This is a genomic window from Burkholderia sp. MR1-5-21 (assembly GCF_053427715.1).
In genome coordinates this window covers 128,694-143,260 of record NZ_JBSAXD010000001.1, presented here as the reverse complement: position 1 = coordinate 143,260, position 14,567 = coordinate 128,694, and the positions used below count along the sequence as shown (strand labels likewise).

The following is a 14,567-nucleotide window of genomic DNA, read 5'->3' as shown; positions in this document are numbered from 1 at the left end:
TGGTCCGGGGGTTCAGGTCTTGTGCCGCCTTCCCCGGACGCATGGTTAGTCTCGCTCGCCCAAGCCAGTGCCGAGCGTGATCAGGCCCATCCTGCGGGGATGACTTCACCCCGGTTCTCACCAAAGCCGATCCGCCTGTATCCGGGCCGTTCGCACCAGCCTGTCATCACGACGGCGTCGCCGTCCTCCAGAAATGCGCGGCTCTCCCCGGTCGGCAATTGAACCGGAGAGCGGCCGCCTTCGGTGAGCTCGATCAACGCGCCTGCCTCGGACCAGGTCGGTCCGGAGACCGTCCCGCTTCCGAGCAAGTCGCCTGCGCGAAGGTTGCATCCACCGACCGTGTGGTGTGCAACCATCTGTGCGACCGTCCAGTATTGATGACGGAAACTCGTGCGACAGAGACGGGTCGGTGCGATTGCGCGGCGACGATGCGCAGCCGTCTCGAGCGCCACTTCCAGCTGGATGTCGATCGCGCCATGTGCGCCTATCTCCGGCGCAGACAGATAGGCGAGCGGCTGAGGTGCCGCCGGCGATCGCGCCCACGGTTCACGAAACGGCGCAAGCGCATCCATGGTCACGATCCACGGGGACAGCGTGGTCGCAAAGTTCTTTGCGAGAAATGGCCCGAGTGGAACGGATTCCCATGACTGGATATCGCGTGCCGACCAATCATTGAGGATGCACAGGCCGAACACGCTCTCATCCGCGCGTTCGACCGGGATGCGCTCGCCCTGCTGGTTTCCGGCGCCAATGAAGATGCCGAGTTCGAGCTCGTAGTCGAGGCGCTCGCAAGGCCCGACCAGTGGCTCGCACTGGCCCGGCATCAACCGTTGGCCGACCGGACGACGGACCTGTTGCCCCGACACGCCGATACTCGACACGCGACCGTGATAAGCGACAGGCATCCACTCGAAATTGGGCGAGACCGTGCCATCCGGCCGCAATAGCTTCACGATGTTGCGTGCATGGTCGATCGACGTGTAGAAGTCGGTATAGTCCCCGATCTGCGCCGGCAGACCATGTTCGATCGCCGCCTGCGGCACCAGGCACTTTTCGAGCGATTCGCCCCCCACGCCCGATCGTGATCCTGCTCGCCGCGCGTTGAAGAGATCGAACAGCGCGTGCCGAAGCGCGCGCCACGCCCCCGGTCCCATCGCAAAGAACGCGTTCAGCGTCGGCCCGGCACAGGCACGCGCAGCCTGAGCTGCGGTGCCTGACAGCCCGCCCGCCTCGAGTGCCGCAGCCAGATCGATCACCTGATCGCCGAGCGCAACCCCGCATCGGAATGCCTCGTCCGCACCGGTGCGCCGAAATGCGCCGAACGGCAGGTTTTGCAGCGGAAATGGCGTCCCGGGTTCGTTCGCCGATGCGAGCCAGCTCCTGGCGGCGACGTCGTGCGTATGGTCAAGGCGCATCGAAATCTCCGCGAAGGCTGCGGCGGCTCAGCAGAATCTTGCGCTCACGGAGTGCCTGAATCTGCGCCGGATCCACGTTGCGCTCCGTGAGCAATTCGACATTGTGTTCTCCCTGGAATGCAGGAATGCCGGGAGCAGGCAACGTCGCGCCGCTGAATCGCCACGGCGGGCCTGGCATCCGCATCGTTCCTCCGGAGCGGTCGTCCACGTCCACGATTGCGCCCCAGTCCGCCGCCCATTCGGACTCGGCCAGTTCGCTCGTCGTGCGCACCACGCCGATCGCAAGACCTTGCTCGCTGACCTGCGCCTGCAGTTCTTCCAGGTCGTTGAACGTCAGAATCCATGCGCGAACTTCAGCCAGCAACGCGTCGAGATTCTGCCTGCGCAGGTGTGCCGTGGCGAAACGTGGATCGAGCAGGAGATCCGTGCGTCTCATCATCGAGCAGAAGCGAACGAACATCGGCGAATAGATCGGGCTGGCAGCAATCGTGACATGGCGGCCGTCCGGCATCATGAAGATATGCGACTCCGTCGCACTCAATGCAGGGGGCTCGCCATTCGTGTCCACACCCGAAAGCTGTGCGCCTGCCCGCTCGTTGACCGCCAGCATGGTGGCCGCCATCGAGACATCGACATGCTGCCCTTCACCGGTCCGGTTGCGATGCTGAAGTGCGGCGAGTACGGCAATCGCGCCATGCAGGCCGGTATACACGTCCGCATGACTGCACGCATCGTTTCGCAATTCGTCGGGCTCGTGGCCGTAATGCTCGCGCAGGATGTCGGTGAGGCCCGTCTCCGCCTGCACCGTTGGTGCGAAAGCGGGCCGGTTGCGCCACGGGCCGGTCTGCCCGTAGCCACTCATCGACACATAGACGACCGACGGATTGAACGCGCGTACCTGTTCATAGCCGAGGCCGAATCGGGCGAGCGTACCGGGCCGGAAGTTCTCCACGATGATGTCCGCTTCGCGGCACAAGTCCGCCACGATCGAGCGGGCCTCGGGCCAGTTGAGATCGAGGCTGAGATTGCGCTTCCCGGCATTCTGCTGCGCGTAGTACACCGACATCGTGCCGATATGCGGCACGCCACCACGCCCCGTGTCGCCGCTGGGCGGCTCGATCTTGACCACTTCCGCGCCGAGGTCGCGCAGCGTCTTGGTACACAGGGGGCCGGCAAGGACCCGCGTGAAGTCGATGACTTTGATTCCGTCGAGAGGTGCACCCATGATCAGTTCCCCTCGAACACTGCCGAGCCTGGGCCCGTCTTCGCGAACGCTTCGAGGCCGCGCTTCTGGTCGGCACTCGCCCACATCATGTTGTTCGTGTCGGTCTGCCGCGCATCCGCGCCTGCGATTCCGTGGCGCGCCGACAGATTGGCCAATGCCTTGATGCCGCGTAGCGCAACTGTCGGGCCCGCCGCCAGCTGCCGCGCCCACGACATCGACACGGCCGGCAGCTCGGCCTCGGCGGTGACGAGGTTGATCACGCCCCAGCGCTCGAGCGCCGCCGGATCGTGGCGCCGGCCGAACATCGCCATTTCCTTCGCGCGAGCCGGGCCGGCACGCTGGACGACACGTTGCACGCCACCGAGAAGCGGGAGCAGTCCAAGCGACGACTCCGCCATGCCGAAGAAAGCCGTATCGGCGGCGACAATCATGTCGCAGGTCAATGCGAGCTCGAAGCCACCACCGAGCGCACCGCCATGGACCGCGGCAACGGACGGAAGCGGTACGTTTTCGAGCGCGTCAAGCAACGCTTCGAGACCGGCCTGGTCGCGGCGGCGCCCGCCGCCTGCAAACCCGGCAACGTCGGCGCCGGCGCAGAAATGGCGCATCGCGCTACGCAGCAGGATCGAGCGGCACCCCTGTTCGACCGCTTGGCCATAGGCGTCCAGCAGATCCTTCAGGAACACGTCCTCGATGAGGTTATGCGGAGGCTTCGACATCGTGACGACGCCAACGGCGCCATCCTTCTCAAATACGACAGTACTCATTTTTCGTCCTGTAGGCTGACCGAACGCGATATCGGGAAACGGTCCTGATAACGCGGATCGACATACGTAGATATCCAAAATACCGACGCGACGCACCGGAGCAGATTGTTCGGCACCACGCCCGCGGCACCATCAGCACGATCCCGTCTGAGTCGAATGATAACGGTGTTAACTTAAATGCGAATCAGGGTATTCCCGACATGCGTTGCTGTGGCCATGAAAAGGCTGTGACGACGGTCGACGGCTCATCTGCCCGACAGCGCCGGCGCCCATGCGCGCATTGCGTCCGAGGGAATCGCACGCCTATAATTCCCGGTTTCCGACTGTCCTCTGGCGATACCGTGACTTCCAAATCGTCTGCTCCGCCGGCCGTGCCATACCACCATGGAAACCTGCGTAACGCGCTGATCGCAGAGGGACGCCGGGCACTGGAAGAGATTGGCGCACGCGAACTGAGCCTTCGCTATCTCGCACGCCTCGTCGGTGTATCGGAAGCGGCCCCTTCCCGGCATTTCGCGGGCAAGGAGGGTTTGCTTGCGGCGATTGCCGCGGATGGCTTCCAGGATCTCGCGAAGCAGCGTGACGAGATCCAGGCGCGCGACGACACTGCAATGGTCAAGGCGTACAGCATGATGCGCGCCTATGTCGATTTCGCGCAGCGCCACAAAGGGCTGTTCGACCTGATGGTAGGACCACGCATCGTCGCGCGGGATTCCTTCCCCGAACTGAACGAGATTGGTGCGAGATCGTTCCGGCTTTTCGCGTCATCGGTCGAGCAACTGGCGCTCGAACATGGCTGGCCCGAGACTTCGCTCACCCTCGTGACGCATGCCGCATGGAGCATGGAGCACGGGTTGGCCACGTTGATTCTGTCGGATCGCGTGCCTCGATCGGACCTGCCCGTTGACCTGGAGCACATGATCCGCTTCTCGATCGGCATATTCCTCAGCGCCATCGTGGCAGGGCCGTCGCACCTGGAAGAGATTGCGCAGCTGCTGCCATGTGGCAACGTGGCCAGCCCGAAGCGCGTGCGAAGCAAATCGTCGAAGGGACTCGCGGCCTAGGTGATCAGCGAGGGTTCCGCATAGTGCAGCCGCTACGTTGCACGTCCCTGTTTCCCGACCCGCAACAGCGAGTTGCGCCGCATCGTCGAGACAAGCGCTGCGTCCTCGCCCGGCGCATCCGGCCGCGGTCGCACCGGTTCCGGCGGCCCGCGCAGCGCGCCGAGCCCCGTGCCGCCCGTGCGCTGCCGCGCCGCATGCCGCTCGATGATCCGCTGCAGCAGGCAGAATACGCACAGCAGCGCACCGATCACGATCCGCGTCCACCAGGAACTCAGCGTGCCGTCGAACGTGATCAGCACCTGGATCGTGCCGAGGATGCCGACACCGAACACCGAGCCGATCACATACCCGACGCCGCCCGTGAGCAACGTGCCGCCAATCACGGTCGCCGCGATCGCGTCGAGTTCCATCCCTTGTGCCTGCAGCCCGTAGCCCGACAGCACGTAGAGCGTGAACACGACGCCGCCGAGCGCCGAGCACAGCCCGCTCAGCGCATAGACGCCGATCTTCGTGCGCGCGACCGGCAGGCCCATCAGCAGCGCCGAGCGCTCGTTGCCGCCGATCGCGTACACGTTGCGTCCGAAGCGCGTGAAATGCGCGACGTAGATCGCGGCGGCCAGCGTCGCGAGCGCGATCAGCGCACCCGCACTCAGCGTGCCGCCGCCGATCGGCACGCTGATGCCCGCGATCGCATGAAACGTCGGCTCGTTGATCGTGATCGACTGCGTCGTGATCAGGAAGCATGCGCCGCGCGCGAGAAACATCCCGGCCAGCGTGACGATGAACGGCTGCAGCCGGAAGAAATGGATCAGCGCGCCCATCGCCGCGCCGTACAGCGCGCCGAACGCGAGCACGAGCGGCACGATCACCCAGACCGGCCAGTGCAGCCGCTCGGCACCCACCGCGCAGAAGATCGTCGTCAGTGCGACCACCGAGCCGACCGACAGGTCGATGCCACCCGAGACGATCACGAACGTCATCCCGATCGCGACGATCAGCAGAAACGCGTTGTCGACCAGCAGCCCTGTCAGCACCTGCATCGAGAAGAATCCCGTGTACGTCACGGATCCGAATCCGAACAGCGCGGCGAACAGCACGATCGTCACGACGATCGGCAACGTGCGCGGGTCGGCAAGCCGGCCAAGGAACCTGTTCATCGCGGCGTCGCTCCGGTGGCGGCGCGCGAACGCGCGAAGGACAGCAGCCGCGACGCGTACCGGACGACGAGCGCGCGCGCCGCATCCGACTGGATCAGCGTGACGACGAGCACGACCATCGCCTTGACGACGAGTGTCGCTTCCGGCGGCACGCCGATCGAATACGTCGTGTAGGTCAGCGTCTGGATGATCAGCGCGCCGAGCACCGAGCCCGCGAGACTGAAGCGGCCGCCGAGCAGCGACGTGCCGCCGAGCGTCACCGCGAGAATCGCGTCGAGTTCGAGCAGCAGGCCCGCATTGTTGCCGTCAGCGCTGCGCACGTTCGAGCTCGCGAGGATCCCGGCGATCGCGGCCATCACGCCGGAGCACAGATAGACGCCGAACACGACCGCGCCGGATCGCAGCCCGACGAGCCGCGTCGCGACGGGGTTCACGCCGATCGCGCGGATGAACAGTCCGAGCGCGGTCCGATTCACGAGCAGCGTGGTCGCGGCGATCGTCGCGATCGCGATCCACACTGCGCACGGCACCGTCGCGAGATAGGCGCCGCCGAGCGCCAGGTACCCCGGCGCGCCGATCGGAATGATCTGGCCGCCCGTCAGCAGTTGCGCGACGCCCCGGCCAGCGACCATCAGGATCAGCGTCGCGATGATCGGCTGCATCCCGACGAACGCGACGAGCACGCCGTTCCACGCCCCCGCAAGGACGCCGACACCCACTGCGGCGGCGAGCGCCGTGCCCACGCGCGACGGGTCCGCATCGAGGACGATCGCCGCGGCCGCGCCGGCAATCGCGACGATCGCGCCGACCGAAATGTCGATGCCGCGCGTCGCGATCACGAGCGTCATCCCGAGCGACACGATCACGAGCGGCGCCGCGCGGTTCAGGATGTCGATCGGTGCACCGAACAGGTGACCGTCGACGAGCACGATCGACAGGAAGCCCGGGCGATGCGCGACGTCGATCGCGAACAGCAGCGCGAGCGTCAGCGCCGGCCACGCGAGCGGATGGCGGAACAGCATGCGCAATTGCGTCATCACTGACCTCCCGCGATCAGCCGGTAGACCTGTTCCTCGGATGCGACGCCGCCGGACAGCTCGGCGACCTTGCGACGGTCGCGCAGCACCGCGATCCGGTGGCTCACGCGCACCACCTCGCCGATCTCCGATGAGATGAACAGGATCGCGAGCCCTTTCGCGCAAAGCGCGAGCACGCGCTCCATGATGTCGAATTTTGCGGCGACGTCGATCCCGCGCGTCGGCTCGTCGAGAATCAGCAGCTTCGGATCCGTCGCGAGCCAGCGCGCGAGCAGCACCTTCTGCTGGTTGCCGCCCGACAGCAGGCCGATCGGCTGCTCCGCGTCGCGCGCCTTGATGCCGAGCCGCGCGATGTACGTGTCGGCGATCTCGCGCTGGCGCGCGCGCCCGATCAACCGCCACCATCCGCGCCGCGCCTGCAGCGCGAGGATGATGTTCTCGCGGATCGACAGCGCGGCGACGATCCCTTCCTTCTTGCGGTCTTCCGGGCAGTAAGCGATCCCGTGCCGGACCGCGTCGTGCGGCGACGTGAGCCGCGTGCGCGCGCCGCCGATCTCGATCGCGCCGGTGTCCGTGCGCTCCGCGGCAAACGCGAGCCGCGCCGTTTCCGTGCGGCCCGAGCCGAGCAGCCCGGCCAGGCCGACAATTTCACCAGGCCGCACGTCGAGGTCGAGCGGACTCATCATCCCGCGCCGGCTGACCCGTTGCATCGACAGGAACGGCGCGGCCGCGCCGGCGTCGCGCACGACGGCCGCCGCCCCCGCCTGCAGCGCATCGGACATCCGTTCGCGGCCGGTCATCTTCGCGACGAGCACATCGACCGGCAGGTCGCGGACGAGATACTCGCCTTCGCGCTCGCCGTTTCGCATCACGGTGATCCGGTCGGAGATCGCGTAGGTCTGCTCGAGAAAGTGCGTGACGAACAGGATCGCAATGCCCGACGCCTTCAGCCTGCGCAGCACGTCGAACAGCCGCGCGACCTCGCCGTCGTCGAGGCTCGATGTCGGCTCGTCGAGAATCAGCACGCGCGCGTCGACGGACACGGCCCGCGCGATCGCGACCATCTGCTGAACCGCGATCGGATACGCGTCGAGCGAGCGCGTGACGTCGAGCGACAGCCTCAGGTCGGCAAGCGCATCGCGTGCACGCGCATGAATCGTCCTCCAGTCGATCGCACCACGCTTCATCGGCTGCCGGCCGGCGAAGATGTTCTCGGCAACGGACAGGTTCGGGCACAGGTTCACTTCCTGATAGAGCGTCTGGATGCCGGCCGTCTCGGCTTCCCGTGGCGCGACGAAGCGCACGGGCCTGCCGCCGACGCGGATCTCGCCCGCATCGTGCGCGTGCACGCCGGTGAGCACGTTGATCAACGTCGACTTGCCCGCGCCATTCTGGCCCATCAACGCGTGGATCTCGCCCGGAAACAGCCGAAAGCTCACGCGCCGCAGCGCGCTGACACCCGGAAACGTCTTGTCGATGTCGATCATCTCGACCACCGGCGAATTCGTCATGGACACTCCGTCGAAGAGATTGCCGAACGCGAACGGCGGCGACCGCGCCGCCCGGCCAACATCAATATTTGCGAGTGGGCAGCGTTTGCGCCGCGACGTTCATCGGGAACACCGTCTCGTTCGTCACGATCCGCTTCGGCAGCGGCTTGCCGGCGACCACGTCCTTCACCGCGCTCATCAGTTGCGGACCGAGCAGCGGGCTGCATTCGACGTCGACGTTGATCTTGCCGGCGACCATCGCCTGAAAGCCGGCCTTCGTCGCGTCGAACGACACGACGCTCACGTCCTTGCCGGGCTTGATCCCGGCCTCCTCCATCGCCTGGATCGCGCCTAGCGCCATGTCGTCGTTGTGCGCGTAGACGACGTTGATCTGCTTGCCGTAGGTCTTCGCAAACGCTTCCATCACCTGCTTGCCGCCCGCAAGCGTGAAGTCGCCGCTCTGCGAAGCGATGATCTTGAATTTCGGGTTGTTCCGGATCACCTCGAGCAGGCCCGCGCGGCGATCGTTGGCGGGCGCCGAGCCGACCGTGCCCTGCAGCTCGACGATATTGATCGGGCCCGTGTCGTTCCTGTAGCGCTCGTCGAGCCAGCGGCCCGCACGCCGGCCTTCCTCGAGGAAGTCGGAACCGATCATCGTCACGTACAGCGACGGATCCTTCACGTCGACCGCGCGGTCGGTCAGGATCACCGGAATGTGCGCGGCCTTCGCTTCGGTCAGCACCGGCTCCCAGCCGGATTCGACGACCGGCGAGAACGCGATCACGTCGACCTTCTGCGCGATGAACGAGCGGATCGCGCGAATCTGGTTCTCCTGCTTCTGCTGCGCGTCCGAGAACTTGAGGTTGATGCCGGCGTCCTTCCCCGCGCTCTTGACCGACACGGTGTTCGCGGTGCGCCACGCGCTCTCCGCGCCGACCTGCGAAAACCCGAGCGTGATCGGCTTTTGCTGCGCGAACGCGCCAGGCGCCAGCAACGTCGCCGTCGCGACGATCGCACCGGCCGCAAGCTTCCTGATGAGTGTCATGGTCCGTCTCCAATTTTGTCGTTGTTCGCCGCGGTGCCGGCCCGGCGCGGATCTGATTCTCGTCGGCGCGGGCTGGAATCGGGGTTCGGGGCTGTTCCGCCGACGCTTGCGGCCGGTCCGATATGCGTGCCCCGGATCAGTCTAGAAACAAGTTCGATAACCTTCCAATGAATATTTGGATCGAACCGATATCGCTATCGGCATACGTATAAACACCTAAATGCATGACGGACGCCGTCCACTGGCCGGATGCACAGCTCGCGCGCGCATGCGGCTTCGACCATTGTTACGTGCTGCGTGATGACGCACACGGGTTGAGACCGGTCGCGTGCGTGTACGCCCCGGAAAGCGGTCGCGAGCCGGTTGTATCAACGGACCAGCGCGGCCCGCAGCTTTATCCGGCCGGACGATCCGGCGTACGGGGAATCGCGCCGCGTGCAGCCTCTGCCGCGGCGCGTCAGGGGCGGCGCCGCGTCAGATCGGCTTGCCTTCGCTCGACGCCCAATTGCGCATCAGTTCATTGCTCGGCAGCGTCTCGTCGACCATCTTCTTCGCGGTGGCGATGCCCGCGATCGGCAGCCCGGCCGGATCGAGCACACCGAGTTGAACGAGAACCGAAGCCTGATCCCAGTAGATATGCTCGTTGTACAGCTTGTCGCCGCGGAAGCAGACCACGGCCAGCATCGGAATCTCGAAGTACCTCCCGGTCGGCGGCAAGCCGGGCACCAGCCAGTCGATCTCGCGGCTGTGCGTCGCACAGAAGATGAATTCGTCGACGATGCGATCGGCGCCGATCGTGCGCGACACGGGAATCAGGCGCGTGTCTTCCGGATTGGCGTCCACGAAGTGATAGCGGTAGAAGCGCTTCAACTGATCGTGCCCGACGCCGCCGGTCATGGTCGGAACGTGATTCACGTACGGCTGCGCGACCATCGTAGGCATGACTGCATCCACGTCGCGCGTCGCGAACTCGTAGTAACAGTGGCGTTCCCACAGGCTGTTCAGATCGTGGACCGGCCCGAGCACCTTGCGAAGCAGCGCGATCGTGCGCGAATACGCCATCATCGCGGCCGGCTTGTCGAACGACGCGCGCTCGGGCGTCGCGAATGCATGGTTGCAACCCGGATAGACGTATTGCTCGATTGCGGTGTTCGCGGACAGCGCGGCCTGGATCCTTTCCCGCGTCGCGGGCGGGCAGAGCGCGTCGTCGCCCGCGAAATGAAAAACCATCGGGCAGCCGATCGCCGGAATCCGGTCGAGGTACGCATCCAGCCCGACGCCGTAATAGCTCACCGCGCAATCGAGCCCGGTCTTCGCGGCGGCCAGCATCGCCAGCTTGCCGCCAAGACAGTAGCCGATCGCACCCACCTTCCCGGCGTGCTGCGGCACCGCCCGAAGCGTGTCGATCGTCGCCGCGATGTCCGCCACGGCGAGGTCGAGATCGAGTTGCTCGTTGTATGCCAGCGCGGTGGCCAGATCGTCGCCGTCATACGCAAGCACGACGCCCGGCTTGATCCGCCAGAACAGATCGGGAACCAGCACGACATAGCCTTCTTCCGCGAAGCGGTCGGCCATCGATTTCATGTAGCCGTTGATGCCGAATATTTCCTGCAGAAGCACGAGGCCCGGGCCGGATCCTTGCGTCGGAACCGCAAGATAGGCCGAGAAGCTGCGCCCGTCGGTGGATTTCACATCGATATGGTTGCCGCTCACGATCTGCTCCGTTCGTTCGAAATGAATGCGCCGGTCGCGTCAGGCCGACGCGACACGCCGTTGCACCGCGATGCGATCGCTCGCGAGTTCCGCGGCGATCGACTTTGCCATGTTGCCCACATACACGTCGTCGGCACCGGCCGTGAGCGCGTCGAGCGTCGCGCTCACGACGTCGAGCGCCGGAATCTTCGGCCCCGGAAAGTCGCGGCTCATGTCGGTGTCGATCGCACCGGGCATGATCGCGAGCACGCTCACGCCGTCTTTCGCGAGTTCCGCGCGTACGCTTTCGGTCATCCGCAACGCGGCAGCCTTTGACGCGCAGAGCGAGCCCATCGACGGCAATGCGATCCGCGCAAGGATCGACAGCATGTTGACGATCGCGCCACCGTTCTCGCGCAACGCGGGCGCAAACGCGCGGATCATGTTCAGCGAGCCGAAGTAATTGACGTCCATCTCGTGCGTCGCGGCGTCGGGATCGACGAGCGACAGGCACGGCGCGATCCGGTTGACGCCCGCGTTGTTGACCAGCAGCGTCACGTCCGATGCGTTCCGCGCGGCACGCTGGATCTGCTGCGCGTTCGTGACGTCCAGCTCGACCGGCACGACACGCGGATCGCGTAGCACGATTGCCTCCGGATCGCGCGCGGCCGCATAGACCTTTCTGGCGCCGGCGGCAAGCAGGCCTTCCACGAAGGCGGCGCCGACCCCGCGATTCGCGCCGGTCACCAGCGCAACGCATCCGTCAATGTTCATCGGGTTCTCCTGTCTCGGGCCGGCGTGTTCCCGTCGCCCATGCCGTAATCCGCGCGTTCTCGTCGATGGCCAGCGACACGGCCTCGCCGTCCGCCGGCGCGTATTCCATCGCGGCGATGACCACCGGCCCGCGATCGGTTCTGACGCTGGCGATGTTCACGCCAGCATCGCCGCTGCCGGCCACGCGATGCCGCAAGACGGTCGACTCGCAGACGGTCCCGCGTTCGACCTCTACGCTCTCCCACGCCGCACCGCCGCACGTCGGGCAGAAATAGCGCGCCGGAAAGAGTGCCTCCCCGCATTGCACACACCGAAACACCGCGAGTTTCATCGCCGGCCTCCCTGCTCGCTGCGCTCCAGAACGACCGCGTTCGCGCACATTCCGTAGCGGTATTGCACCATGCCGTAGCCGCTGACCACCGCCAGCCGCGCGTCCTGCACCTGCCGCTCCCCCGCGTCGCCGCGCAATTGCACGATCGCCTCGACGAGCCCGTGCATGCCGCCCGCGGCGCCCGCCTGCCCGGCCGACAGTTGCCCGCCCGACGTGTTGACCCGCAGCTCGCGCGCGCCGATGCGGCCGATCAGCGCGCGAAGATCGCCGTCCGGCGCGAAGCCGAGATCCGCGAGCTGCGCCAGCACCATGACCGGGTAATCGTCGTACACCGAGATCACGTCCATCTCGCGCGGCAGTGCCCCCGCCTGCTTCCACAGATCCGCCGCGATGACGGCCAGCGATGTCCGCCATCCGTCCTCCTTCTGATGGTCGAAGTTGTAAAGGTTTTGCAGCGCGCGCACCTTCACGTTCACCGGCGCCGGCGCGCGGTCGGCGCGCGCGAGCACCACCGCATTGGCGCCGCTCACGACCGGCACGCAATCGAAGCGGCCGAGCGGATCGGCCACGGGCGGGGCCGCCAGATAGTCGTCCATCCGCATCGGCGCGCGATACACGGCACCCGGATTCTGCGCGGCCCATGCACGTTGCGCGACGCAGATCGCGCCGTAGTCGGACCGCTCGAGCCCGTGATGCGCGGCGTGGCGTTGGGTCAGCATCGCGAACAGGCTGTTCGGCCCGCCGTTGGGCAATGGCCGCAAGTACGTGGCGGTCGTGCGGTTGTAATTCTCGACGAGGCGCCTGAAATCCTCGGGCGCAAACCGGTCGCCGGACACCAGCACGATGACGTTCGCGTCGCCGCTCTGGATCGCGCGCACCGCGTGCTGCAGCAGATTGATTCCGCTCGCGCCGCCGTGGCAATCGTCCATGCACCAGCGCGGGCTGATGCCCAGGCGCCAGGCCAGATCGATCGCATGATCGGGCGCCAACGTGAACGATGCGACGCCGAGCCCGTCGACATCCTTGATCGAGAAGCCGGCTTTCCCGATCGCGTCCGCGAAAGCCTGCGCAAGCAAGTCGCTCGTCGTCAGCGCGTCCGGCGTGCGGCGGTACGCAACCTCCACGGCACCGGCGATCAGCACATCGTCGAAAATTGGCGGGTTCATTGAGTCACTCATGTACGGTCGGACATCACTGCGTTTTACGGACGGCGGTTTCGCGCGTGAACAGCAGCGTGATCACCGTGACCAGCGAGAGACCGACGAGCAGCAGCGCGACCGGCCATGCCGCGTGGTAGTGCGCGAGCAGCGCCGTGGCGATCATCGGCGACAGACCGCCGGCGAACACCGACGCGATCTCGTGACCCAGCGCCATCCCCGAATACCGCACCTCGGTACTGAAGAGCTCGCCCATCAGGCTCGGCTGCGTGCCGATCATCGCGCCGTGACAGATCGCGTTGCCGAGCAGAAACGCGATCCAGATCAGCGCCGGCACCTTGCTGTCGAGCAGCCAGAAGAACGGAAACGCGATGACGACGAACCCCAGCGCGCCGATCATGTAGACCGGCTTTCTGCCGATGCGGTCGGACAACCGCCCCCAGAGCATCATCGTGAAAAGCTCGGCGGTCATGGACACCATCACGCCCGCCAGCATGACCTGTGCCGGCACGCCGATGAACTTGCCGTACGCGAGCGAGAACGCCAGCACGATATAGGAGCCGCCGTTCTCCGCAACGCGCAGGCCCATCGCGATCAGCACTTCCTTCGGATGCTTGCGGACGACGTCGACGACCGGCATGCCGGATTTCCTGCCGGCCGCTTCGGCGCGCGCGTATTCGGCGCTCTCCGGCAGGTGCGAGCGGATATACACGCCGATGCCGAAGATGATGATGGAGAGCAGGAACGGAACGCGCCATCCCCAGTCGATGAACGCGTCCCTCGGCAGCATCTGGACCGCATAGAACACCGCGGCCGACAGGACGAAGCCGGCGCCGACGCCGATCTGGCTCAGCGACGCGTAGTAGCCGCGCTTGTCGGCCGGCGCCGATTCGCTAATCATCAGCACGCCGCCGCCCCATTCGCCGCCAGCCGCAATGCCCTGCAGCACGCGCAGGGCCAGCAGCAGCGCGGGCGCCCACAGGCCGACGGAACCGTAGGTCGGAAGCAGCCCGATCAGGAATGTCGACGCGCCCATGATGGCAAGCGTCCAGACGAGGGCCCCCTTTCTGCCGAAGCGGTCGCCGATGTGGCCGAATATCACACCGCCCAGCGGGCGGGCGGCGAAACCCACCGCGAAGCCGGCGAACGCGGCGATCGTGCCGACGAGCGGGTCCGTGCCCTTTGGAAAGAACAGGTCGCCGAACACCAGCGCGGCCGCGGTGCTGTACAGGAAGAAGTCGTACCATTCGAGTGCGTTGCCGGCCACGGACGCAAATACGATCCGCCGAAGCGACGACCTGTCGCTACTCGTCTCCATCGTGACACTCATCTCCCGCGGGTGCGGACTGCTCGCGGATGCAGTATGCATGCTACGTCCCATGTCGTACTCCGTATGGTGATACTCGTGGCAAT

At 66.0% G+C, this 14,567-nt stretch carries 13 protein-coding genes and 1 pseudogene; 2 read left to right on the top strand and 12 right to left on the bottom strand.

Features of this window, described 5'->3' with window-relative positions; translation table 11 throughout:
* Nucleotides 1–80: 80 nt before the first annotated feature.
* The 3 genes from fahA to ACV229_RS00585 are packed head-to-tail and all read right to left on the bottom strand — an operon-like array spanning nucleotide 81 to nucleotide 3,503.
* Nucleotides 81–1,415 carry a fumarylacetoacetase gene (gene fahA, locus ACV229_RS00595; RefSeq protein WP_448081171.1) on the bottom strand — a complete coding sequence of 445 codons (1,335 nt, stop codon included), beginning with the start codon at nucleotides 1,413–1,415 and terminating at the stop codon, nucleotides 81–83.
* A complete protein-coding gene (locus ACV229_RS00590; RefSeq protein ID WP_448081170.1) occupies nucleotides 1,405–2,640 on the bottom strand; it encodes a CaiB/BaiF CoA transferase family protein in 1,236 nt (411 codons plus the stop codon). Before ACV229_RS00590 ends, fahA begins: the two co-directional genes overlap by 11 nt.
* A gap of 2 nt (nucleotides 2,641–2,642) precedes the next feature.
* Nucleotides 2,643–3,503 carry an enoyl-CoA hydratase/isomerase family protein gene (locus ACV229_RS00585; protein WP_448081169.1) on the bottom strand — a complete coding sequence of 287 codons (861 nt, stop codon included), beginning with the start codon at nucleotides 3,501–3,503 and terminating at the stop codon, nucleotides 2,643–2,645.
* A 245-nt stretch (nucleotides 3,504–3,748) separates the two neighbouring features.
* Here ACV229_RS00585 and ACV229_RS00580 point away from each other — a divergent pair, with 245 nt between their 5' ends.
* Nucleotides 3,749–4,471, top strand: coding sequence for a TetR/AcrR family transcriptional regulator (locus tag ACV229_RS00580; protein ID WP_448081168.1), 723 nt, complete (start codon nucleotides 3,749–3,751; stop codon nucleotides 4,469–4,471).
* 32 nt (nucleotides 4,472–4,503) lie between these two features.
* Here the strand turns inward: ACV229_RS00580 and yjfF are convergent, their stop codons facing one another.
* The 4 genes from yjfF to ACV229_RS00560 form a co-directional block, all read right to left on the bottom strand.
* Nucleotides 4,504–5,628 carry a galactofuranose ABC transporter, permease protein YjfF gene (gene yjfF / locus ACV229_RS00575; RefSeq protein ID WP_448081167.1) on the bottom strand — a complete coding sequence of 375 codons (1,125 nt, stop codon included), beginning with the start codon at nucleotides 5,626–5,628 and terminating at the stop codon, nucleotides 4,504–4,506.
* Complete coding sequence (locus tag ACV229_RS00570; RefSeq protein ID WP_448081166.1) at nucleotides 5,625–6,665, bottom strand: ABC transporter permease; 1,041 nt, start codon at nucleotides 6,663–6,665, stop codon at nucleotides 5,625–5,627. The genes yjfF and ACV229_RS00570 overlap by 4 nt, the downstream gene beginning before the upstream one ends.
* A complete protein-coding gene (locus ACV229_RS00565) occupies nucleotides 6,665–8,176 on the bottom strand; it encodes a sugar ABC transporter ATP-binding protein (protein WP_448081165.1) in 1,512 nt (503 codons plus the stop codon). The genes ACV229_RS00570 and ACV229_RS00565 overlap by 1 nt, the downstream gene beginning before the upstream one ends.
* 61 nt (nucleotides 8,177–8,237) lie before the next feature.
* Nucleotides 8,238–9,200 carry an ABC transporter substrate-binding protein gene (locus ACV229_RS00560; protein ID WP_448081164.1) on the bottom strand — a complete coding sequence of 321 codons (963 nt, stop codon included), beginning with the start codon at nucleotides 9,198–9,200 and terminating at the stop codon, nucleotides 8,238–8,240.
* A gap of 242 nt (nucleotides 9,201–9,442) precedes the next feature.
* Here ACV229_RS00560 and ACV229_RS00555 point away from each other — a divergent pair.
* Nucleotides 9,443–9,598: pseudogene (locus ACV229_RS00555) on the top strand (galactose-1-epimerase); the annotation flags it as partial.
* Nucleotides 9,599–9,674: 76 nt separating this feature from the next.
* On the opposite strand, the gene ACV229_RS00550 reads toward ACV229_RS00555, so the two are convergent.
* The 5 genes from ACV229_RS00550 to ACV229_RS00530 are packed head-to-tail and all read right to left on the bottom strand — an operon-like array spanning nucleotide 9,675 to nucleotide 14,472.
* Nucleotides 9,675–10,913: a dienelactone hydrolase family protein gene (locus ACV229_RS00550; RefSeq protein ID WP_448081163.1), complete on the bottom strand. Its 1,239-nt coding sequence runs from the start codon at nucleotides 10,911–10,913 to the stop codon at nucleotides 9,675–9,677.
* 39 nt (nucleotides 10,914–10,952) lie between these two features.
* A complete protein-coding gene (locus ACV229_RS00545) occupies nucleotides 10,953–11,666 on the bottom strand; it encodes an SDR family oxidoreductase (RefSeq protein WP_448081162.1) in 714 nt (237 codons plus the stop codon).
* Entirely contained in the window at nucleotides 11,656–11,997 is a 342-nt protein-coding gene (locus tag ACV229_RS00540) for a Zn-ribbon domain-containing OB-fold protein (protein WP_448081161.1), read from the bottom strand. The genes ACV229_RS00545 and ACV229_RS00540 overlap by 11 nt, the downstream gene beginning before the upstream one ends.
* Nucleotides 11,994–13,163, bottom strand: coding sequence for a thiolase family protein (locus tag ACV229_RS00535; protein ID WP_448081160.1), 1,170 nt, complete (start codon nucleotides 13,161–13,163; stop codon nucleotides 11,994–11,996). Before ACV229_RS00535 ends, ACV229_RS00540 begins: the two co-directional genes overlap by 4 nt.
* Nucleotides 13,164–13,188: 25 nt before the next feature.
* The gene (locus ACV229_RS00530; RefSeq protein ID WP_448081159.1) at nucleotides 13,189–14,472 is read right to left on the bottom strand and encodes an MFS transporter; all 1,284 of its coding nucleotides are present in this window, start codon (nucleotides 14,470–14,472) and stop codon (nucleotides 13,189–13,191) included.
* Nucleotides 14,473–14,567: the final 95 nt, after the last annotated feature.